Here is a 21,276-nt window from a genome sequence, read left to right as displayed (position 1 = left end):
TGTTTTTATCATGGCTATTACCGTAAAAGATGTGGCGAAAAAAGCCGGTGTTGCTACCTCGACCGTCTCTCGTGTTATCAATGATCATCCTAGTATTTCCGAAGCAACAAAGAAGAAAGTCCGAAAAATCATGGATGAACTAGGTTATGTTCCTAACATGACTGCCCGCAATCTAGGAAAACGCATTTCCAGTGCCATCGGCGTGATCTTACCCCCTCTTGATTCAAAAGAGCGGATCGGGAATCCCTTTTATCTTGAGATCATGGAAGCAATCAACGAAGAAGCGCGGAATTATGATATGACGACAGCGATTGCTACTGCTAAAAATTTTGATTTACTGTTAGAGAACGTCCAGCGTATGCATCTACAAAAACAAGTAGATGGTTTTATTCTAGTGTATTCAGATAGTCAAGACCCTGTCATTGATTATTTATACCAAAACCATATCCCTTTCACTTTGATCGGACAGCCTTATCATCACGAAAACGAAATCGTTTATGTAGATAATGACAACCAACTTCTAGGCAAACAAGCAACAGAATTTTTGATTCAGAACGGACATAAGAATATCCTATTCGTGACGAATACGACTCATGAGAGTTTGTATTTCGAACGATATTTCGGTTATCAAAAAGCGATGATGATGGCTGATTTTCCTGCGTTTTCCAGTGTAGTACTGGAACATACAGAAGATTATCTGACCTTTGAGAAAACGTTGAAAGAAAACGAAGCCACAGCATTGGTAGTCATTGACGATATCTTCGCCCTTCGCACGATGCAGTTGGCACAAATGTATGGTTATGTCATTCCAGAGACACTTTCCGTCATTAGCTTCAACAACTCGATCTTCTCAACATTGACACATCCTTACCTTACAAGCATCGATATTGATATCTCCGAATTAGGACGTGTCGCTATGCAAAAACTGCGTGAACTAATCCATGAAGAATTAAGTAGCGGCGTACGCTTGGTCATCCCTCATCGCTTGATCAAAAGAGAGACAGTTGTTCCTTTAGAAAGCACGAAACTTAGTTAAATCACTGAATTTGCTGACCATTTATCCTATGGTCAGTTTTTTACATAAAATATGTTATTTCTATAAGTTTGAAAAGAAAACATTAAATAACATCAATATTAAAATAAATAAATCTATCCCTTCTTTTTCTTTATCAGTTATGCGAACGATTATGCATCCAAAACAAACGATTATTTGACATAACTACTATCTTCCATGAGAATACACGAAGGAAACACCAATAATATAAAAAACATTTTTTTAAATTGATTTTTTCTATTACGCCTTGTATTCTTTTTTTTTTCAAGAATAATTAAATGTGTAAGCGAATACGAATGAACGGAGGTGCAAAAGACCCCCTTGTCGATCAGCCGCACGTGTTCTTGAAAGGAGAAAACATGAAAAAACTCACTCATTTGTTTTTTGTTGTGTTGACACTTCTGCCATTTGCTGCCACGCCTGTCCAAACGCACGCCCAAGAAACGTATACGATTAAAGCAGAACAACATGCGACGACCGAAGTTGTTCCTGAACTCCCGTCTATCTCTCGTATCCCTGTCACTACCCAAGAACCAGATCCGCACAATGCAGCATTGGTTCCTTTAACCGGTGGCGTCAGTTTCTCCTCTTTTCTCTCTCCTTTTTCTGCTGTTGGTGCTACATTAAGTTCTGCATTGGTTTCCCTCCCTGCTTCTGCTGCAGTAGTTTCTGCTATCCTAGGAGCAGGACTTGGTTATAGTTTTTACTAATTAGGTTCCTCCTTAGGCGTCGCCACTGCAGACTTACTCAAAACGAATGCGAGCTTGTATGAATTATCTTCCAATAATCCTGCCCTGCAACAAGAATTGGCCGCTTTTGCCACTTCGGGAATTGATTCTACTACTAGTACCTATAATTTCTCGCAAGGTCTGCAAAAAAGATACGCGCAAGACGTGACCAGTCATGCATTGATGCGGGAATATTTGACAGGAACAACGGATCATGGTGCTTATCGCTTTTCGATCAATGACCATCCGGCTTTTCGTAAACTGATCTCTTATGGTTCTCTTTCTACTGAAACGGCTCGGACTGGCGTAATCGGACGTGATGCCTCGGTAGCTGATCGAATGTTCATCGAAGATCAATTCTTCTTACTGGAAATGGTTCGTGTCATGGAAACTCGAGTCGGCAGTGATACAACATTACTAACGATCTCCGGTCATAATTATGGCCATCGGGGTAGTCACGGTTCCTTTGTCCATGAAGTCGAATTAAGTGTCCCGATGTCTGTCTTGATGAGCCAGATCGCGACTCAAGAAGACTTTCTGGAATACATCCAGCAAAACACCACTTTTGAATTTGGGGTGATCGAAACACCCTCAAGAGAAGTCGCTGTCCAGACGGCTCAGCAAATGGCGCAAGCCTATCATACACGCACTGCCGATATACAAAAGAACTTAGCGGAAGTCTTGGCACCGACTGAAAACGGATTGAGCTTCGATCCTTCTGGTATAATCGCTACCTTATACGGACAAACGGTTGTCCTTGATGCAACAGGAAAGTTCGTGTACGCTGACACTCGCGTAGCCGTTCCAGAATACCAGTGGGGAGCGATCGATTTTGCTTACAGTGAAGCAGCCATCCCAATAGATGATTCGATCACGATCGATGGGCGAAGAGGTGTATTAGATGAAGAAACTGGAGACATCGTAGAAGATGGTACAGGTAAAACATTAGTCGAAGGCGCAATGGGCGCTGCATGGAATGCGTTGAGTCTTGCCCGCGTCCTTGAAGCAATCAAAAACTTCAAAGGGGATGACGATGATGACGATGATGACGATGAATTCGAATGGTATTCCCCTCTTGATTTGTACTATGACGAATGGTATGCAGACGGTGGGAAAGGGCATACGATGGAACGACATGTGGGACAAACTGCGGATGCCCTACAAGCCCGATTGGAGGACATAACCTATTCCGCTGCCTTCCATACTACGGAACAAGCTTTGATATTTATCAACTGCGCGATCTATACTGCCAATAAAAAATACTTAGAGGGTACGATCAAATTACCTTTAGGTGATTGTTCTTTACAAGATGGTAATCGTGTAATCTATCGATCGTATAAATCGATCGCTCTTGGAAAGACATTAGGATGGGGATTTTACAAAACGCCTTATGAGAAATATGTTCAATATGATTCAATCTATTACGCCAAAGTGGTCATCCAAAGAATGCCCAACATCGTATGGAAAAAACGAAAGTATTATATCCTAACTGCTTATCCTGACTTACGAAGAACCGTAAAAGAGGAGCCGCCAAGGGCGGCTCCTCTTTCTTCAATCCAATATCAATATAGCATCAAAAACAGTGAATCGCTTTCTCTTTTCGTCATACACTGACCACACATAAGCACCATCCCAATAACGACCATTATTATAATAATTCGTAAATTCATTATTCCAAAGGTAAATATGCAGATGATCTTTATCTGGGAAAAGACGATCATTCAACTGGTTAAATTCTTCTTCCGTTCCCTCTGCTCCTTGAGGCGCATCAAGAAAAGAAGTCCGATAAATACTATCTTCTGCCCAGAATGATTCAGGTGTGATCCTTTCCGCCTTCATCATTTCTTTATTCACATAAATAGGATACTCTTTCATCTTGTCAAAAAATCGGATATCCGTATAGTTGATTTTTTCTTCTCTGAATTCGTAAAGTTTTTGTGCATATATTTTTTTAGAAACTATAAGCCCTTCTTTGCTCCGCCATAACCTGGCAGTACGCAATCTATTTGAGTAATTGAGAAATTCTAAAACTGCCTCCTGATGACTATTTAGTCCGTCATACTCTTCTTCCTTGAAAAAAGCATACCGTAACACAGTCCAAGCACGCTCCAAATAAAAATCAATACTTTCTTTTTCTAATAGTTCCATCTTTTCTCTCCTTTTCCAGTTCACTATATGGAATAATTCAATCCAATACCAATATAGCATCAAAAACAGTGAATCGCTTTCTCTTTTCGTCACACACTGACCACACATAAGCACCATCCCAATAACGACCTTCATTATAATAATTCGTAAATCCATTGTTCCAAAGGTAAATATGCAGATGATCTTTATCTGGGAAAAGACGATCATTCAACTGGTTAAATTCTTCCTCCGTTCCCTCTGCTCCTTGAGTTGCTTCAAGAAAAGAAGCCCGATAGATACTATCCTCAGCCCAGAATGATCCAGGCGTGATTCTTTTTGCCTTCATCATTTCTTTATTTACATAAATAGGGTACTCTTTCATCTTGTCAAAAAATCGGATATCCGTATAGTTGATTTTTTCTTCTCTGAATTCGTAAAGTTTTTGTGCATATATTTTTTTAGAAACTATAAGCCCTTCTTTGATTCGCCATGACCACCCAGCACACAATCTGCTTGAGTAATTGAGAAATTCTAAAACTGCCTCCTGATGACTATTTAGTCCGTCATACTCTTCTTCCTTGAAAAAAGCATACCGTAACACAGTCCAAGCACGCTCCAAATAAAAATCAATACTTTCTTTTTCTAATAATTCCATCTTTTCTCTCCTTTTCCAGTTCACTATATGGAATAATTCAATCCAATACCAATATAGCATCGAAAACAGTAAATCGCTTTCTTTTTTCGTCATACACTGACCACACATAAGCACCATTCCAATAACGACCATTATTATAATAATTCGTAAATCCATTGTTCCAAAGGTAAATATGCAGATGATCTTTATCTGGGAAAAGACGATCATTCAACTGGTTAAATTCTTCTTCCGTTCCTGCCGCTCCTTGAGGCGCATCAAGAAAAGAAGTCCGATAGATACTATCCTCAGCCCAGAATGATCCAGGCGTGATTCTTTTCGCCTTCATCATTTCTTTATTTACATAAATAGGGTACTCTTTCATCTTGTCAAAAAATTGGATATCCGTATAGTTGATTTTTTCTTCTCTGAATTCGTAAAGTTTCTGTGCATATATTTTTTTAGAAACTATAAGCCCTTCTTTGATTCGCCATGACCAACCAGCACACAATCTGCTTGAGTAATTGAGAAATTCTAAAACTGCCTCCTGATGACTATTTAGCCCGTCATATTCTTCTTCCTTGAAAAAAGCATACCGTAACACAGTCCAAGCACGCTCCAAATAAAAATCAATACTTTCTTTTTCTAATAATTCCATCTTTTCTCTCCTTTTGTTCTTCTAACGGCACTCCTGATACACTAACAAATCTACCCCTTTCATCTGCTACGTCAATACATGTTTCTCTCGAATTTTATCTATCCATTTTTATTTTATCGCAACTATCAAAGCTTCTATTCCTATTATTTCTTTTTGAAGAAAAGATAGTTTTCAATCGTATAAATCGCTAGTTTCGCAAAAAAGGCTGTGACAAAAATAGTCACAACCTTTTGATCTTTTCTTCAATTTTTCACATGTCGGCGATTCAATAAAAAACCGCCTATTATTGTAAAGACAGGAGCAAGGATCGAGAAAAAAGCGAATGGCAAGTAATGCAACGCGCTAACTTTCATCGTCCCCATAATGAATGTGCCGCTAACTCCCCACGGTACAAGAGAATTGACGGTTGCTCCTGAATCTGCTAGCGTCCGTGTCAAATAGTTTTTTGATAAGCCAACCTCATCAAAGGAGCGTTTGAATGTTTCTCCTGGAAGAATGATGGACAAGTACTGCTCTCCAACGATCAGATTGACTCCGATACAACTCAAGGCAGTAAACCCGACTAAACGAGAAGGTCGATCCATCTTTTCTTTTAATTCTTGCACGATGGTCTCAACAATCAAATATTTGATCAATAAACCACCTAATGCCAATGCCAGTAAAATCAAACTGGCTGAGCCCAACATACTCATGATACCGCCTCGAGAAAGCAGTTCATCTAGCTTAGGATCAGGTGTATGCGCGACATAACCATTCATCAAGATGTCTGCTGCTTTTCCAATTGTCAAACTTTTCTCATGGATAAAGGAAAGAACGAGGGCGGCTGTCGATCCTGCTAATAATGTAGGGATAGCTGGAATTTTTTTGATTGCCCCGCCAAATAAAATAACTAACGGAATCAATGTCCAAGGAGAGATCCAAAAGCTTGCTTTCATATTTTGGATCATTTCATTGATACTGGCTAGGTCGGCTGAATGACTGTTCTGTCCTAATATCGTATAAAAAAGCAACGAAAGGACGAATGCCGGAAAATCCGTATAACGCATACCAGCGATATGTTCGAATAGATTGACTCCACCGATACCAGCTGCCAAGTTCGTCGTATCCGATAAAGGCGAGCAGTTATTCCCTAAAAATGCACCAGAAACGACCGCACCTGTAGTCATTGCATCGTTGAATCCAAGCAAATGTCCGATTCCCAAAAAAGCAATCCCAATCGTCGAAATCGTTGTAAATGAACTGCCGACTGTCACTCCGACAATTGCACAAACAAGAAATGCTGTCGGCAAAAAGAAACGTACAGAGACAAGTTTGAAACCATAAACCATGATCGTAGGGATGGTTCCAGATAGAATCCAAGAGGCAACCAAGACGCCAATCAAAAGAAAAATCAGGATTGGGATGATCCCCGGAGTGATTCCTTTGACGATCCCGTCATGGATCTCATCCCATGAGAACTTTTTAAATCTGCCATAAAACAACAAGCACATGAAAGCTGCAAGGATCGGGATATGTGGCGAGAGTTGGAATCCGATGATCAGTACTCCTAGGAGTGCCAACAACACGATCAATACAGCGATACTTTCTTTTAAAGAAATATTTTTATTCATCGTCGATCTCCTATTTCAAATGAAAAGGCCCTGCCATGAAAAAACTATTCACTTGGCAGGACCTCCTACTAAATCAGCGACAGATCGTCGGCTGAAAGACTTATTTTTTTATTTTTCTTCTAAACTTTTTTCTACCTCAATCCCCCAAGAATCTTTCTTGAAGTGATTGATGATCAATGGAATAACGAACATGACCACTGTGATAGCTGCTACTAACAATGCATCACTCAATGTCGCTGTACCTAATGTAGCAAATACGACAACGATGATAGAGAAGATCAGCATGCAGCTGACTACCCAAGCTAAGCCGTTTCCGTTTTTACCAATTCGGTAAGGGCGTTCGAATTCTGGATGTTTCTTACGCATTTTAAGCAATGAAACAGCAATCAAAATGTACACGATACAATAAATAACAGTTGTAGCATTTGTAAGTGTCAAGAATACAGCACTTACGTCATCCATTACACCATAAAGCAAAGCAAATAATGAAATAACGATTGATTGTGTTAGAACGACATTTCTAGATACGCCGTATTTGTTTTCTTTATGGAATCCGAATTTTGGTGGAAGGAATCCTTCACGAGCTACTTGGATGATTGTTTTTGATGGTCCAGTAACCCAAGCTGATAATTGTAAAAGCACACCAATAAATACCATGAAGCTGAAGATATTTCCGATCACTTCTGGTAAGCCTAGGATTTGGCAATCAATCAAGATTGGCTGCGTGATATTTGCTAATTCCATTTTTCCATCTGGTACGACATTGGCAACAAGCATCGCATTGATGACATTCAATAAAACTAATCCGATCAAAGCGATAAATACGCCTTTTGTATAATTTTTTGTTGCGTCTTTCAAACGAGGCATGTAAACAGAACTCATTTCGATCCCAACAAAAATAAATGTGATACCAGCTAAGTATTTCAATGAATCAATATGTTCCAAGTCAGGGAAAGCTTTTGACCATGAAAAGTCACCTAGATAGCCGTTTGAGACTAGTCCGACTTTGAAGGCTGCCAAAACACCTAAAACGAACATGATGACTACTGGGATATATACCCCTAGCCATACACCGATGTTCCCGCCGACTTTTGCCATATCGAATTTCAAGTTCAAGATCGTGATGATCCAGTAAATAACTAAAATACAACCTAAAACGAACCAATGATTATTGCCAAGTTCTACATTACCAAATGTGTTTCCTAACAATGGTCCTAAAGTAGAAGCGACCATTACCATACCTGGGAACATTTGCACCCATAATAGCCATGCAACGACAAATCCCCATTTGCTGCCCAGTGCTGTTTTTACCCATAACTGAGGACCGCCTTCTTGAGGAAGCATCGTTGAAAGTTCACCGGAAACCATTGATATCGGACCGGCAAAAAACAAAACTGCAAAAATTGAATAAAAAATCAATGTCCAACCGACTGCGGCTAACGTAGGAATACTCCGAACCGTTGCACACAGTGCCATTGTCAGACCGATAAAGGTCCCAAGACCCATTTTACTTACTTCAGATTTACTCACCGTTGACACTCTCCTTGATTTTTTGGATAAAATAACGGTGTCTTTGAAGTAGTTTCAGCAATAAACGAAACAATTCAGCGAATATTTGAGGGGATTCTTTGAGTCTATTGCTTGAAGGAGTTCTTCAAAGACAACCTCAAAACAAAGGGATCGAAGAGCTTAGGTCACCCCTTGCTCTTCAGATCCAAACATGCGTCAGAAACAGTTAGCATTCAAGCTGTTTTCTAACATGATTACCTTGCTTATTTTGCTTCGCTTGCCAATAATTGGTCTGCGTAGATTTTTTCCAATTTTTCTTGAAGAGCTGCTTTGATTTTTTCAGCATATTCTTCAAAGTGTTCTTCTTTGTTCATGTATGGTGTCATTACGCTGGCACGCAATACAGTTACTTTTCCGGCACGGTTCCATTCTTCATCTGAGAATCCTAGTTGGTTCACGAATTGCAATGGGCTGTTGCCATAGTCTGGGATAGCAAAGTCAGTATGTGAAGTTAAGAATTCATTACCGTAAATGCTTCCTTTCACGTATGAAGAATAATCATATACGTCATGGTTCAATTTATTCATCGCAACTAAATCGTCGTTGCCTTTTTCTTTGAATACGTAGTCTACCATGTTGAAATCTGGATAAGTTAATGGATGAACTTCGATTTCTTTGTCACCTACTTTGAATGACAAGTCATTCAAGAAGTTGTAGAAACGGTGTGCCCCTTCGATTGATGCACCCATCAATTTACCGTATCCTGTGACATTCAAAGGTAAGACATGGTGTGCTGCCCAAACGCTGGCTGCTGTTGCCCCTGCTTTTGAACCTTCCAAGATATACGCTCCAAGTAATGCTGGGATATCTGCACCTTTTTCAAATACATATGTTGCGAAGTAAGAGATAACGTCTCTCATGCGGATATCTTTGATGACGATACCACCGGCAGAATATGGAACATAGCCCATTTTATGTGGGTCGATCGTTACAGATTCTGCTTCTTCGATTGCTTTATATGCACTGTGTACTTCTTCTAAGATATAATCTTTGTTTTCTGTAAAGACGTTGTATTTGTAATGAACATCTTTTAAATCTTCGAATGGAATGAAGTTGTTGTCTTCGTCTAAGAAAATCGCACGACCGTATCCGCCATAAGCAGCATCTACATGCAAGTAGAAGTAAATACCGTCTTTTTCTAATACGCGACGCAATGCAACGATTTTATCGATACCGTCGATTGCTCCTTCTTCTGTTGATCCTACAACACCGACTACACCTAAGATGGGTGTTTTTTCAGCTGCTAGACCACGAACGATTTTTTCAAGTTCGTTGATGTCCATGCGGTAGTTATGGTCAACTGGCACTGGAATTACTTGGTCTAAACCGATACCGATGATGTCGGCAGCTTTTAGCCATGAATAGTGTTTTGTTTGTGGAACCAACCATTTTCCTAATTTGTCTAAATGTTTTCCGCTACGTGCTGAGTGAGCTTTGATTTCGTCGATTTTTTCTGGAACACTGTCTAACAAGTTCATGATTTCTTCTGTTGACAAGTTCATCAATTCCCAATCGCTTTTTCCAGCAACTAGTTCAGGTGTCACTTCTTTCATAGCAAGTGGCAATGATTTGATGTTGCGGGCATACCAAAGTCCTTCTAAGTTTGCTAAAGAACCATCAGCAACGATGTGTCCCCAGCCATCTTTATAGCTCATTAATTTTGCAAATTCCATGCCTACTTCTTCTTCCATTTGGCTTGTTGCAGGAGAAGATTCGTAAGCAACGTTATTACCATTCCATAGCATAGCAAAATTGTACGCTAGTAAAGATGGCATCAATGTTTCAGAGTTCATATGACCCCAGTAGCGTCCGGCATTATGCCAAGGAACGGAATGGGTACGCATCCGCGCTGAAATTTCTGATAGAACATCTTTTGTTTTATTCACAGTGTGTTCAAAACTAGCACTGCTTTTTTCTTCTGGCGTAATGATAGGCATGTCTTGAGGCATGTAGTTTTGACGCCAGCCTAAATGTTCGTCCACCAATTCATTCAACAAAGCTTTATAGATTTGGCCGTTCTCAGCTTTGTCCCCAATGAATAGGGCATTTAGGTTTAGATCTTTCGACAATGATTCACTCATAGTGAAACCCTCCTAAAAAAAATATTTAAATTTTGTCGAGCCCTACATTACACCTGTTCTCCTATTCTGTAAACTAAGCTTTCGACCGTTTTTTAATCGTATTTTAATATGTATCAATTATTCGAATTGTTCGCACTTTTGAAATAATTAAAAAAAACGAGGGAATTTACAAAAGTAAACTCCCTCGCAAAGATTGTATTAACGACAACCAGCGTTCTATTTTAGGATGGGTTTCAAAATTGGAATGTTGTAATAGTATTCCCCTTTTTCAAGGCAAAAACTTACTAAATTCTAATCAATTACTTTGGCCAAAAAGTAATTTTTCTTACCTTTTCGAATAACCACAAACTTACCATCGAATTCATCGGATGGATTTATGACAAAATTTAAATCGGTAACGCGGTCACCGTTAATACTTATAGCTCCGTTTGAAACATCTTCCCGTGCCTGACGTTTAGATGGTTCAATTTTTGTGGAAACAAGTAGCTCCACGATATTTTCAGGTGTGCTTGAAATTTCAACGTTCGGCATTTTACCGAATCCTTGCGCGATTTCTTCCGCATTTAGTTCTTTAATATTTCCAGAGAACAATGCTTGCGTTATTTTTTGCGCTTCTTTCAAGTCTTCTTCACTATGCACAAATCTTGTAACTTCTTCTGCCAAACGGCGTTGTGCTTCACGTTTCTCAGGTTCTGTCTCTACTTTTTTCGCTAATTCTTCAATTTCTTCTTGAGATAAGAACGTAAAGAATTTCAAGTATTTCACTACATCACGATCATCTTGATTCAACCAGAATTGGTAGAATTCAAATGGTGAAGTTTTCTTAGGATCAAGCCAAATGGCACCGCCTGCGGTTTTTCCGAATTTCGTTCCGTCCGCTTTCAACATCAATGGAATCGTTAAACCGAACGCTTCTGCTTCTGGTCCTTCTAATTTTCGGATCAGGTCTAAACCAGCTGTGATATTTCCCCATTGGTCTGCTCCACCGATTTGTAGTTGTACATCGTATGTTTTATGCAGATGTAAAAAGTCGATGGATTGCAGGATTTGGTAAGTGAATTCTGTGAATGAGATCCCTACTTCCAAACGGCTGGCAACGATATCTTTTGCTAACATCGTGTTGATGTTGAAGTTTTTACCGTAGTCTCTCAAAAATTCAAGTAAAGAGATTTTTGATAACCAGTCGTAGTTGTTCACAAATGTGATATTTGCGTCTTTACCAAACAATTTTCTCATTTGATTGGAAAGTGCATCCACGTTATGTTGTACTTGTTCCATCGTTTGCAACACACGTTCTGTTTTACGGCCGCTTGGGTCGCCGATTGTTCCTGTTCCGCCGCCAATCAGAATATATGGATGATGGCCTGCCAATTGGAATCTTTTCATCATCATAAATGGGATCAAATGTCCGATATGCATCGAATCACCAGTTGGATCAACGCCGCAATAAAGTGAAATGCTCTTTTCTTCAACGAGCTCGCGAAGTCTTTCTTCGTTTGTTTGCTGATTAATGGCGTCGCGCCAAGTTAATTCATCAATAATATTCATTTTACTGACCTCCGTGTAGTTTTTTTATGAAAGCAGGAACCTGCTAGCATGCGTCATTGAGTATTTCTTCGGGATGGAAAATAAAAAAAGTCCCTTGGCATATAGCCAAGGGACGAAATCTCGCGGTACCACCCAATTTGTATGTCTAGATATCCAACATACCTCTCGAACATTTAACGCTGTCGCGTGGCAATCACTGCCAGAGACTCCTGAAATGTAATTCGCTTTAAAGCATGTACTGGTTTGCAGCAACCACCAGCTTTCTGAAACATTGGCTTTAACAACTACTTCGTTTCAATCTTCGTCTTGTTATTATTAATATGTGTCTATCATAGAGCGCAACTTTTTCTTTGTCAACAGAAAAAAGATATTTTTTTTAAATTCCTCATTTTTTCTTTTTTGAATCCGCTCTAATCCCGAACATTTTATTTTCAACTATTGTTAAAAGAAACTATTTTTTCTGTATTTTTTCTGCAATTTATCGAGAAGTCACTTTACTTTTCCTCTTATTCTTTCTTCGTTACAATGAACAACGGGACGAGTAAAAAATGAAAAAGTAAGGGACGAGGTATATGGAAAAAAAGCAAAAAATTATTTTAGGAGCCACTTCTGCTTTAACTGTCGTTATTTTAATTTTAAGTCTTTTTTTTGTCATCCGAGCATACACAAAAAAAGAACCGATTATTCATGAAAAAAAAATAACAGAAAAGACAAAAGAGCCAATGGATGATAAGCAACAGCTAGTGACTCAAGCAAAAAATCTGGCACAAAGCTATGATTATGACCAAGCGATTGCTTTATTGGAGAAAAACAGTAAAAACGGATCTGCGGAAACACAGCAGCTTCTTCAAACACTGAAAAAGGAGAAAGAACAACTAATTGACTGGTCTGATCCTACTCAGATCTCTCACGTCTTTTTTCACAGCTTGATCGTGGACCCACAAAAAGCCTTCCACTCTCAACAGGCTCAAGGATATAAAGACTATATGGTAACTGTTGAAGAATTCAACCGTTCAATCGAACAACTCTATCAAAATGATTTTGTTTTAGTCAATTTGAATGATTTGATCCAAAAAGACGAACAAGGGAATCTTTCCTTTAACGGGCTTGCGCTACCTGAAGGAAAAAAACCATTAATTCTTTCACAAGATGATGTCAGCTATTATGAATATATGGATAATTCCGGTTTTCCTAGCCGATTAGTCGTATCAAATAACAATGAAATCAAAAATGTTTATAAAGAGAATGATAAGGAAGAAATTGGGGACTTTGACATGGTTCCTCTGATCGATGCTTTTGTCAAGAAACATCCTGATTTTTCTTATCGAGGCGCAAAAGGCACCTTGGCCCTGACAGGTTACAACGGTGTTTTAGGTTATCGAACATCCAAGTCTCAATACGGAGATAACGAAAAAACAAAAAAAGAGAGCGAAGAAGCTAAAAAAGTGGCTGATCAGTTGAAGAAAGATGGTTGGAGCTTTGCTTCCCATACCTGGGGACACTTGAATATGACTCAAGCTTCATTAGAGGATGTCAAAAAAGACAATGAATTATGGCAGCAAGAAGTTGCACCTATCCTAGGAAAAACAAATATCCTGATTTATCCATTTGGTGCAGATATTAGCGACTGGCAGCCTTATTCAGCAGAAAATCAAAAATTTGCTTACTTGAAGAGTCAAGGTTTCGATATTTTCTGCAATGTAGATGCTTCTACTCCCGCTTGGGGACAATTAGGTACGGATTTCTATCGAAATGCTCGAATCAATATTGATGGCATTCGGTTCCAATCAGATTTAGACGGACAAAACCCTATTCTTGATGCATTCATCAATGTTCATGAGGTCTACGACAAAGAAGCACGCGAATCCGCTTGATTTTACATCATTTATAAACAAAAAAAGCCGAACTGACATTTTATCGTCAGTTTCGGCTTTTTTTATGCTTTATTTCTTCTTCGGCGCGATACCTTTGATCAGGACTTCTGTCCATTCTGCTGTATATGGAAGCAGTTTTGCGTATATCTCCGGCTTAGAAATTCCTTCTACCATTGCTTGAAAATAGAGGATCAAAAACTCATCCGAATATTTCAAATCCACTTTTCCTTCTTTACGTCCTCGGTGGAAAAGATCAAGCATGATACTGAAACTTTCTTGCGTATACGCATCCATCGCGTCAGAAAATTCTTTTTTTTCTTTTTTTGTATAGTATGTCATCAAATCGATATAAAATTGTTTGTTCACTCGATTGAGATAGCGGATTTTATTTTCACTCATAGCAATCAGCGTTTCTTCAAATGGAAGATTTTCCGCAATCAACGCTTTCGCTTCTTGCCCTAAATCATTCATAAATGTGAAAAATACTTCATAAATCAGCCCTTCCTTGCTGCCAAAATATTTAAAAATCGTCGCTTTACTTACCTGAGCGCTCTCAGCAACCTTATCCATCGTCACTCCAGCGGTTCCTATGTCTGTGTTCATCAAGTCAAAAGCTGCTTGTAAAATCTCTTTCTTTTTCTCTTGTGCTCTCTTTTCAAAACCGTTCATTTATAGAGCCTCCCGTAATTTTAAACTTTTATAATATATATAGTTCAAATTTATTCTGAGGTTTATTATAACTATCTATTGAGAAAGTATCAAGCTAGCAATTCCTTGTTTATGAATTCATTGACAGAAATTTATAAAAAGAATATTATGTACTAAAATATAAAAAAAAGTTTTATAAAAAGGTATAAAACCATTTTATTAAACTGATTAATCTTTTTTAGTATATATTTTAAGAAAAAGGAGTGGGGTTTTTATGGCAGAAATCGTCAAAGTCACACATTTGAAAAAGAGCTTTGGTCGTTTCGAAGCTTTAAAAGATGTCTCTTTCACCGTACATTCAGGTGAAGTCGTTGGATTTATCGGACCAAATGGTTCTGGAAAATCCACGACGATTCGGACACTTTTAGGGATTATAAAAAAAGACGGCGGAACGGCAACGATTTTTGGTCAAGATGTATGGGAAGATAGTTTATCTATCCATGAACGTCTTTCTTATGTTCCAGGTGACATCTCTTTATGGGGAAATTTGACTGGAGGAGCGATCATCGATCTCTTCATGAAGCTTCATGGAAAAGGGAACGCTCAAAAAAAGGACGAACTGATTCAACGTTTCTCTCTTGATCCTAAGAAAAAAGCAAAAAACTATTCAAAAGGAAATCGTCAAAAAGTGGGCTTGATTACTGCTTTAGCTGTTGATTCGGATCTCTATTTATTTGATGAGCCTACTTCTGGTTTAGATCCCTTGATGGAAACCATTTTTCAAGAAGAAGTTGAAAAACTGAAAGAACAGGGCAAATCCATCCTGCTTTCTTCTCATATTCTCAGTGAAGTCGAACGGCTGGCAGATAAAGTCGTGATCATCCGCGAGGGAACAGTCGTAGAAGAAGGAACACTCGATGAATTGCGTCATTTGACCCGCTCGACCATTACTATAGAAACAGAAGCAGATAACAGCCACTTAGCACAATTGAACGGTGTCCATGATTTTGTGCAAAAAGGCCACCTTGCTCAATTTGCTGCTGACAACGAAGCTTTCGATGAGATTTTAGCTGAAACTTCCAAATTAGGTGTGAAAAAATTTGAATCTATTCCACCGACTCTTGAAGATTTATTCATGAGGCACTATGAAGGATGAGGAGGAAACGAAATGACTGATAAATTTTCACGCTGGTCCACCCTTTTTTCTCAAAACCTTAGCCGTGACTGGAAAAAGATCTTGATATGGCTAGTCGGTGTCACTGCTTTTTCTGGTGGTTTTGTCCCTGCGTTTGAAGAATTGACTTCAGGACAAGGGTTAGCTGGATTATACGAAACAATGCAAAACCCGGCAATGATAGCAATGGTCGGACCAACTCCCGCTTCGAATGCTGCTGAGTATACTTTAGGAGCGATGTATGCAAATGAAATGTTGCTTTTTTGCAGTTTGTTTGCTGCTGTGATCTCTGTTTTGCATGTGGTGAGCCAAACGAGAAAAAAAGAGGAGCTTGGTCTGATTGAACTTATTCGTTCCTTTCGAGTCGGACGTCAAGCAAACTCTTTAGCTGTCATCGCTGAAAGTATTCTGATTAATTTGCTTTTAGCAATATCGATCAGCTGTACGATGATTTTTTTTCAAGCAGATTCGATCACTGCAGAAGGTGCTTGGCTTTTTGGGCTATCTGTAGGTAGTACGGGGATTTTGGGGAGTGCCGTTGCACTGTTTGCTTCACAACTGATGCCAAGTGCAGCCAGTTCGAATGGTCTGTCTCTAGCGTTTTTAGGTGGACTTTACCTTCTAAGAGCAATAACAGATGTAGCTGATTCCTCTCTTTCGATGTGGAATCCTTTAGGCTGGTCTTATTTGTCCTATCCATTTACAACTAATAACTGGATTCCTTTGCTTTATTTGTTTTTGTTCAGTCTCATCTTGATAATCAGTTCATTTGTTTTAGAGGAACATCGAGACTTGAACACCGGCTATATCCCCGAACGTGAAGGAAAACCGTATGCTAAACGTTCTCTTCTATCCTTGCGTGGTTTATTATTCTATCTAAATAAAGGAATGACCATCAGTTGGCTTATCACTTTTGGTTTGATGGGGGCGGCATACGGCTCTATCTACGGGAATATGCAACAGTTTTTAGAAAGTAACGACTTAATGAAACAGATGTTTATCCAATCTGGCGTCTCAATTGAAAAAAACTTTACAAGCACGATCATGGTCGTCTTGATTTGTCTAGCTGCTATTTTACCAATTGCTAGCATCAATCGTTTATTTACAGAAGAAACCCACGGACGTATGAATCAGCTGTTCGCAACAAAAATTTCTAGGAACCAACTTTATTGGACAAATCTGTTACTAGCGATCCTGTTTTCTATATTGTCGATTCTGATTAGTTCTGGTGCGCTAGGACTTTCTGCTTTGGCATCGATGAAGGATGCGAAAGATATGGATCTATTGCTGTTTCTTAAAGCCGGATTCAACTTTCTGCCTGCTGTTTTAGTGTTTATCGGAATGAGTGGCTTTCTATTCGGATGGCTTCCTCGAATGGGTAAATTTGCTTATATCTACTTAGCTTACTCCTTTGCGCTCAATTACTTTGGCGGGATTTTGGATTTACCAGAATGGTTCTCCAAAACAGCGGTCCCTAGCTGGGTACCACGGATGCCAAACGATTCTTTCGATCTTTCCGTATTCCTTACGTTATCCTGTATCAGCCTTGCACTGATCGTCCTTGGTGCTATCGGTTATAGGAGAAGAGATTTAGTGGAAGGATAACAAAAAAAGAGCATGTTCAATTTCATGCTAGCCTCCAAATTGGGATCAAAAATCCAACATTTGGAGGTCATTTTTGTATTTACATGTCTTCTAACTGTTCTTTATCAATGATCCAGACTTCCCGATTCTCTCTTTTTACATAACCATTCTCCTCTAATAATTTAAATTTTCTAGATAAAGTTTCGGGGGTCGTACCGATAAATGCAGCAAGTTCTTTCATTTTCATTGGCAGGAAAAAGTGATCCTTCCCTGTCGCTTTAGCTAAGTCAAGCAGATAGACAGCGACTCGTTCTTCTACTTTTTCCATCATCAAAAAAGTTGTCTGCTGCTGTACTTTTGTTAATTTCTCAGCGTTGATTGCTAAAAGTTTCAGACTAAGGGCGGGATAATGCAGTAAAAGTTCCGAGAAATCTTTTTGTCTCAATACGCAAATTTCCGTTTTTTCTAGTGCTTCGCCAAATAAAGATTCATTTGGAACGCCTAACAACTGGCTCTCTCCCTCATATCCGCCCGGCTCTACTACTCGTAAAAGCTGTTCCTTTCCGCTAGCAGATAATTGATACACTTTCATACTACCGGAAGCCACGATTACTAATTGAGACTCTCTATTCGGCGCAAGAAGCTGTTCTCCTTTTTCCACTTTTCTGTGTGTCACTAACGAGTGGATTTTTTGCTGATCTTCTATCTCGAGATGATTGAATAATGGAACGAGTGAAACACACAATCCTTCATGTCTCATAGCAGATTCCTCCTTTGGATTTCTTCCTTGTTTGTTATTCTACTTGTTCGTTTAACTTGGGTAATTGTTGTATCAAGATTTTTCTTTTTGTGCGATAAGTAAGCAGACACATGCCGTTTATGACCACGATCAGAATACTCATTTCATGGAAAAGCATACCGTTTGCCACCTCGGCCACTAGGATCAGACTCTCGGTAATAATGGCGGTGAGTGTTTTATGCCTTAAAATCATTTTTTGATACTATCTATAAGTAAAATTGAAAATTGCCTCTTATGTCAAATAGGAGCTGTGACAAACGCCTTGTCGCAACTCCTATTTTTTGAATAAATGGTGTTCTCCTGCCAACTTCTCGGATACAAGTCACGATATTCATCAAACATGAGAAGCTGTTTTTTAAATTGTTCCTTGTGACTCAGGGTTAAACGGCAAGTTCACAACCTCCGAGATTCACAGTGTTCAAAAACTTACTAACATTCGGCTTTTTTTACTAAATGCCGCTGTTACTTGTTTGCCGAAACGACCCTTTACTGCTTTTTCCAATCCAGTCGTTGCAGAGGATACCGCTTTTTTTGCCGTACTTGCTTCCACCTCTGCGGCTTGTTTCGCCTTTTTGCATTTCGTGACTTTGTCTTGAGTCATCGCAATCCCTAAAGCTCTTGCTGAGATTTTTTGTATCTCTTTCTGGTAATCTTCCCAAATTTTTTCCTCTAGAATGATCACTTATTATCTCCTTTCTTGTTACTTTTTGTTTAATCGTTGCAGATCAGCACGATAACGGCGTTCGACTTCATCTTGCTGATCATAGATTTTTTTTCGTTTCTGCATCAATTCATGAGAGAACCTCTCTTCTAAACGTCTGAGTTCTTTTTGTGCAAAATACAAAGAATCCTTCGGGCATTCAAAGGAACACACCGAAAAACGTATATTGGAATAAGTCGTTTCTGCCAGCTGCTGCATGTTCTTTTGCATCTGTCTGAGCTGATCTTCCTGATTTTCTAGCTGCAGTCGTTCTTTTCGGTATGTTTCATGAATCTGGTTTTCTTTTTCCATCTCACTACTCCTTGTTTTAAAATAATTGTCGTGCCAAGTCTCGATCACGTTGGACCAGCTCATTGATTTTCGCTTCGATCTCTTTTGCCAAGGTAGAGAATTCTGCTGAAAGCTGCTTGATTTTGAAGATTTTTTCCCTGAATTCCTGCGTAGGTTCATCAACGATCGTCTGCTTTGTACAACCGACTTCTCGCAGAGCATCGAGCATTTCGTTCTGAGACAAAAGCGGTGTCTGTCTGCGGACCATCGCAAGACCATCTGCCCACAGCTGTTCCAAATCACGAATTCCACGCTGGTAAATGACTAGCACTTGTTCCATCGCTTGATCGAAGACGGAAGCCGCATGTTTCACGATCATCAGCGCCTGCTGGTCGTCTAAATAGATCTGTTCATTGGTCGACAGACCGCCGCTGCTAGCTGTGAATCTTTTCCGCCAAGTCACTAGCTTGGAGAAAGCACTGATTTGTAGCTGGAGCCACTTGTTTTCTTCTTTCAGTTGACTGATCCGATCTTTCTCCCATTGATTTTTTTCGCCATATGTCTCCATTTGACGGATCATAGCTTTGTTTTTGATGATTTGCTGGGCGAGTAAGGTCTGTTCGAGGGCGACCCCTCCATGTTGGTCGGAATAGATGATGATATCGCCATATTTATCGATGTAATTCCCGTTTTTGTCGAGATTGAACTGATTTAGATCGTGTCCATAGTTTTTCCAGCCGGCGTTGTCGATTCCGAAACTGTGAAATGGCAGTTGGCCTTTCCCGCCAGTCAGCCAGCCACTAGTCACGATGTCTGAAGTGTCATACAGATTGATGATCTGCCCTTCATAATTCATGAGCTGCTTCTCACTCAAGCCTGGGCCTGCCGCTGCATATGTAAATCCGTGATAGCCTTTTAAAACAGCGACATAGATTGCCTGCGCTCCACCTAAGGAATGACCGGTCGTGGAAATGGTGTAGCCGTCTTTGACAGAATAGGTCTTTTCGATTGCATCGGCATACGCTAAAGCCGACTGGAAGGCGCCGTTGTCGTGTTTGTCCTCAAAGCCGACTTCTCGGATGTTCGTTTTCCAATCCTGCCAGTTTTTAGTGCCCGCGTAGGCGATAGTCAGGTCTTTTTTGATGACGGATTTGGGGTAGCCGGAAATTTGCTGTAATTGATCTTGCTTCTTACTTTTATATTCATCTTTGATTTCAGCCACGACCATGGCCTGCATTCCGTTTTTCTTTGGTGTTTTTTCTTTTCCGATTGTATGTTTGTCGGTGTTTACCATATCAAGAATTAAATATTCGTTTTTCACGCCAAATCTATCCAGCTTTTTTATATTTCCTACTTCTACTTGATAAACTGTTTCTGAAAAAACTCGATTCTGATCCATCAGTCGATCCCCCCATCATAGAATGTGACGATATTCATGGGTATGCTCCTATTGGTCTCTTGGTCTTTTCTACTGAGATAATGATCTTGCCTCGGTTTTTCTATACCACTATCAATCCTATAGATCCACTGACCTGTTTCTGCAGACTTTACTCCTAATGTCGCAGTGTGGGAGAGCAGGTCATTGATTTCGAAGTGGACCTCTAAAGATTTCATAGGGGTTACAGAAAAACCTGTAAATTCTATTTTCTCAATATCAATATACTCAGTTATAGAATCTAATCTTTCAAAAAATTCCTGTTCAGTCATGTCTCCTTTACCTTGATTAAATTCTTTGAAGATTTCCTTTTCTCGCTTTTCATCTACTGTTGAAATCTCATAATGATTATACAAATAATTTGCCAGATCGGTTTGGATGGTACGCAGTTCTTCATTGTCTTTTTCTCTTCTATCCATCAATATTTTCCCTCCTATACTTAGTGCGATGATGACTATGACTCCTCTGAAAATGATTTTTTTCATACTTGCTCTTCTTACTTCTCTTCACAAAGAAAACGCTTTAAATGGATTTTACCATAGGCTTATCAGTGAAAAAAGAAGCCTTGTTCTTACTTTTCCTTGTTTGATAACGAAATGAATATTTTTTCATTTTTTCTGTTATGTAAATCGAAACACATATACAAAAGAATAAACAGGCGCAAGTAATTGTTGTTTTTTAGAGATTGTTAACTGTTATGTTTTTAGATTTGTTTAAATTTTTATTCTGATTTGACTGATGGAAAAACCAAACAGACACCTGCAA

Annotated in this window: 20 protein-coding genes and 1 other annotated feature; of the genes, 6 read left to right on the top strand and 14 right to left on the bottom strand. The window is 39.3% G+C overall.

Annotation, left to right across the window (positions count from 1 at the left end; genetic code table 11):
- The first annotated feature begins 10 nt into the window (after window positions 1-10).
- From AC1F25_RS12065 to AC1F25_RS12055, 3 genes are all read left to right on the top strand, one after another.
- Complete coding sequence (locus tag AC1F25_RS12065) at window positions 11-1,036, top strand: LacI family DNA-binding transcriptional regulator (protein ID WP_002312769.1); 1,026 nt, start codon at window positions 11-13, stop codon at window positions 1,034-1,036.
- A 314-nt stretch (window positions 1,037-1,350) separates the two neighbouring features.
- On the top strand, window positions 1,351-1,764 hold the full coding sequence (locus AC1F25_RS12060) for a hypothetical protein (protein WP_479994143.1): 414 nt from the start codon (window positions 1,351-1,353) through the stop codon (window positions 1,762-1,764).
- Between the two features lie 54 nt (window positions 1,765-1,818).
- Window positions 1,819-3,396, top strand: coding sequence for an RNase A-like domain-containing protein (locus AC1F25_RS12055; protein WP_479994142.1), 1,578 nt, complete (start codon window positions 1,819-1,821; stop codon window positions 3,394-3,396).
- Here AC1F25_RS12055 and AC1F25_RS12050 read toward each other — a convergent pair.
- The 7 genes from AC1F25_RS12050 to tyrS all read right to left on the bottom strand — a co-directional run bounded on the left by AC1F25_RS12050 (window position 3,334) and on the right by tyrS (window position 12,006).
- Window positions 3,334-3,930, bottom strand: a complete 597-nt coding sequence (locus AC1F25_RS12050) for a hypothetical protein (protein WP_479994141.1) — start codon at window positions 3,928-3,930, stop codon at window positions 3,334-3,336. The two genes, AC1F25_RS12055 and AC1F25_RS12050, sit on opposite strands and share 63 nt — an antisense overlap.
- 37 nt (window positions 3,931-3,967) lie before the next feature.
- Complete coding sequence (locus tag AC1F25_RS12045; protein WP_479994140.1) at window positions 3,968-4,564, bottom strand: hypothetical protein; 597 nt, start codon at window positions 4,562-4,564, stop codon at window positions 3,968-3,970.
- Between the two features lie 37 nt (window positions 4,565-4,601).
- Window positions 4,602-5,198, bottom strand: a complete 597-nt coding sequence (locus AC1F25_RS12040; RefSeq protein ID WP_479994139.1) for a hypothetical protein — start codon at window positions 5,196-5,198, stop codon at window positions 4,602-4,604.
- A gap of 242 nt (window positions 5,199-5,440) precedes the next feature.
- On the bottom strand, window positions 5,441-6,808 hold the full coding sequence (gene nhaC / locus AC1F25_RS12035) for a Na+/H+ antiporter NhaC (protein WP_002310724.1): 1,368 nt from the start codon (window positions 6,806-6,808) through the stop codon (window positions 5,441-5,443).
- A 108-nt stretch (window positions 6,809-6,916) separates the two neighbouring features.
- Entirely contained in the window at window positions 6,917-8,338 is a 1,422-nt protein-coding gene (gene tyrP, locus AC1F25_RS12030) for a tyrosine-tyramine antiporter (RefSeq protein ID WP_002286392.1), read from the bottom strand.
- A 242-nt stretch (window positions 8,339-8,580) separates the two neighbouring features.
- Window positions 8,581-10,458, bottom strand: a complete 1,878-nt coding sequence (gene tdc / locus AC1F25_RS12025; protein WP_087064078.1) for a tyrosine decarboxylase — start codon at window positions 10,456-10,458, stop codon at window positions 8,581-8,583.
- 291 nt (window positions 10,459-10,749) lie between these two features.
- Complete coding sequence (gene tyrS / locus AC1F25_RS12020; RefSeq protein ID WP_002310719.1) at window positions 10,750-12,006, bottom strand: tyrosine--tRNA ligase; 1,257 nt, start codon at window positions 12,004-12,006, stop codon at window positions 10,750-10,752.
- 105 nt (window positions 12,007-12,111) lie between these two features.
- Window positions 12,112-12,317 (bottom strand) — a binding site (T-box leader).
- 261 nt (window positions 12,318-12,578) lie between these two features.
- On the opposite strand from tyrS, the gene AC1F25_RS12015 reads away from it, so the two are divergent.
- Entirely contained in the window at window positions 12,579-13,880 is a 1,302-nt protein-coding gene (locus AC1F25_RS12015; protein WP_479994138.1) for a polysaccharide deacetylase family protein, read from the top strand.
- Between the two features lie 69 nt (window positions 13,881-13,949).
- Here the strand turns inward: AC1F25_RS12015 and AC1F25_RS12010 are convergent, their stop codons facing one another.
- The gene (locus AC1F25_RS12010; RefSeq protein ID WP_002292597.1) at window positions 13,950-14,549 is read right to left on the bottom strand and encodes a TetR/AcrR family transcriptional regulator; all 600 of its coding nucleotides are present in this window, start codon (window positions 14,547-14,549) and stop codon (window positions 13,950-13,952) included.
- 253 nt (window positions 14,550-14,802) lie between these two features.
- Here AC1F25_RS12010 and AC1F25_RS12005 point away from each other — a divergent pair, with 253 nt between their 5' ends.
- Together AC1F25_RS12005 and AC1F25_RS12000 are read left to right on the top strand one after the other, a co-directional pair.
- Window positions 14,803-15,684 carry an ABC transporter ATP-binding protein gene (locus AC1F25_RS12005; protein ID WP_479994137.1) on the top strand — a complete coding sequence of 294 codons (882 nt, stop codon included), beginning with the start codon at window positions 14,803-14,805 and terminating at the stop codon, window positions 15,682-15,684.
- A gap of 12 nt (window positions 15,685-15,696) precedes the next feature.
- Window positions 15,697-17,307: an ABC transporter permease gene (locus AC1F25_RS12000; RefSeq protein WP_002310714.1), complete on the top strand. Its 1,611-nt coding sequence runs from the start codon at window positions 15,697-15,699 to the stop codon at window positions 17,305-17,307.
- A 79-nt stretch (window positions 17,308-17,386) separates the two neighbouring features.
- Here the strand turns inward: AC1F25_RS12000 and AC1F25_RS11995 are convergent, their stop codons facing one another.
- The 6 genes from AC1F25_RS11995 to AC1F25_RS11970 all read right to left on the bottom strand — a co-directional run bounded on the left by AC1F25_RS11995 (window position 17,387) and on the right by AC1F25_RS11970 (window position 20,996).
- On the bottom strand, window positions 17,387-18,046 hold the full coding sequence (locus AC1F25_RS11995) for a Crp/Fnr family transcriptional regulator (RefSeq protein WP_002310712.1): 660 nt from the start codon (window positions 18,044-18,046) through the stop codon (window positions 17,387-17,389).
- 34 nt (window positions 18,047-18,080) lie between these two features.
- Complete coding sequence (locus AC1F25_RS11990) at window positions 18,081-18,203, bottom strand: hypothetical protein (RefSeq protein WP_002320700.1); 123 nt, start codon at window positions 18,201-18,203, stop codon at window positions 18,081-18,083.
- Window positions 18,204-18,503: 300 nt separating this feature from the next.
- The gene (locus tag AC1F25_RS11985; RefSeq protein WP_002312757.1) at window positions 18,504-18,767 is read right to left on the bottom strand and encodes a hypothetical protein; all 264 of its coding nucleotides are present in this window, start codon (window positions 18,765-18,767) and stop codon (window positions 18,504-18,506) included.
- Window positions 18,768-18,785: 18 nt separating this feature from the next.
- On the bottom strand, window positions 18,786-19,097 hold the full coding sequence (locus AC1F25_RS11980) for a hypothetical protein (RefSeq protein ID WP_002310709.1): 312 nt from the start codon (window positions 19,095-19,097) through the stop codon (window positions 18,786-18,788).
- 16 nt (window positions 19,098-19,113) lie between these two features.
- The gene (locus AC1F25_RS11975) at window positions 19,114-20,475 is read right to left on the bottom strand and encodes a Tle-like phospholipase domain-containing protein (RefSeq protein WP_172757220.1); all 1,362 of its coding nucleotides are present in this window, start codon (window positions 20,473-20,475) and stop codon (window positions 19,114-19,116) included.
- Entirely contained in the window at window positions 20,475-20,996 is a 522-nt protein-coding gene (locus AC1F25_RS11970; protein ID WP_479994136.1) for a hypothetical protein, read from the bottom strand. Before AC1F25_RS11970 ends, AC1F25_RS11975 begins: the two co-directional genes overlap by 1 nt.
- Between the last annotated feature and the right edge of the window lie 280 nt (window positions 20,997-21,276).

The sequence above is a fragment of the Enterococcus sp. M-BR2 genome (genome assembly GCF_056612775.1).
This window is presented reverse-complemented; position numbering and strand designations above follow the sequence as displayed.

Bases quoted from the DNA above. Each gene is read 5' to 3' on its own strand.
- AC1F25_RS12065 (WP_002312769.1), top strand. From the start codon at position 11: ATGGCTATTACCGTAAAAGATGTGGCGAAAAAAGCCGGTGTTGCTACC.
- AC1F25_RS12060 (WP_479994143.1), top strand. From the start codon at position 1,351: ATGAACGGAGGTGCAAAAGACCCCCTTGTCGATCAGCCGCACGTGTTC.
- AC1F25_RS12050 (WP_479994141.1), bottom strand. From the start codon at position 3,930: ATGGAACTATTAGAAAAAGAAAGTATTGATTTTTATTTGGAGCGTGCT.
- AC1F25_RS12045 (WP_479994140.1), bottom strand. From the start codon at position 4,564: ATGGAATTATTAGAAAAAGAAAGTATTGATTTTTATTTGGAGCGTGCT.
- AC1F25_RS12040 (WP_479994139.1), bottom strand. From the start codon at position 5,198: ATGGAATTATTAGAAAAAGAAAGTATTGATTTTTATTTGGAGCGTGCT.
- nhaC (WP_002310724.1), bottom strand. From the start codon at position 6,808: ATGAATAAAAATATTTCTTTAAAAGAAAGTATCGCTGTATTGATCGTG.
- tdc (WP_087064078.1), bottom strand. From the start codon at position 10,458: ATGAGTGAATCATTGTCGAAAGATCTAAACCTAAATGCCCTATTCATT.
- tyrS (WP_002310719.1), bottom strand. From the start codon at position 12,006: ATGAATATTATTGATGAATTAACTTGGCGCGACGCCATTAATCAGCAA.
- AC1F25_RS12015 (WP_479994138.1), top strand. From the start codon at position 12,579: ATGGAAAAAAAGCAAAAAATTATTTTAGGAGCCACTTCTGCTTTAACT.
- AC1F25_RS12010 (WP_002292597.1), bottom strand. From the start codon at position 14,549: ATGAACGGTTTTGAAAAGAGAGCACAAGAGAAAAAGAAAGAGATTTTA.
- AC1F25_RS12005 (WP_479994137.1), top strand. From the start codon at position 14,803: ATGGCAGAAATCGTCAAAGTCACACATTTGAAAAAGAGCTTTGGTCGT.
- AC1F25_RS12000 (WP_002310714.1), top strand. From the start codon at position 15,697: ATGACTGATAAATTTTCACGCTGGTCCACCCTTTTTTCTCAAAACCTT.
- AC1F25_RS11995 (WP_002310712.1), bottom strand. From the start codon at position 18,046: ATGAGACATGAAGGATTGTGTGTTTCACTCGTTCCATTATTCAATCAT.
- AC1F25_RS11990 (WP_002320700.1), bottom strand. From the start codon at position 18,203: ATGCTTTTCCATGAAATGAGTATTCTGATCGTGGTCATAAACGGCATG.
- AC1F25_RS11980 (WP_002310709.1), bottom strand. From the start codon at position 19,097: ATGGAAAAAGAAAACCAGATTCATGAAACATACCGAAAAGAACGACTG.
- AC1F25_RS11975 (WP_172757220.1), bottom strand. From the start codon at position 20,475: ATGGATCAGAATCGAGTTTTTTCAGAAACAGTTTATCAAGTAGAAGTA.
- AC1F25_RS11970 (WP_479994136.1), bottom strand. From the start codon at position 20,996: ATGAAAAAAATCATTTTCAGAGGAGTCATAGTCATCATCGCACTAAGT.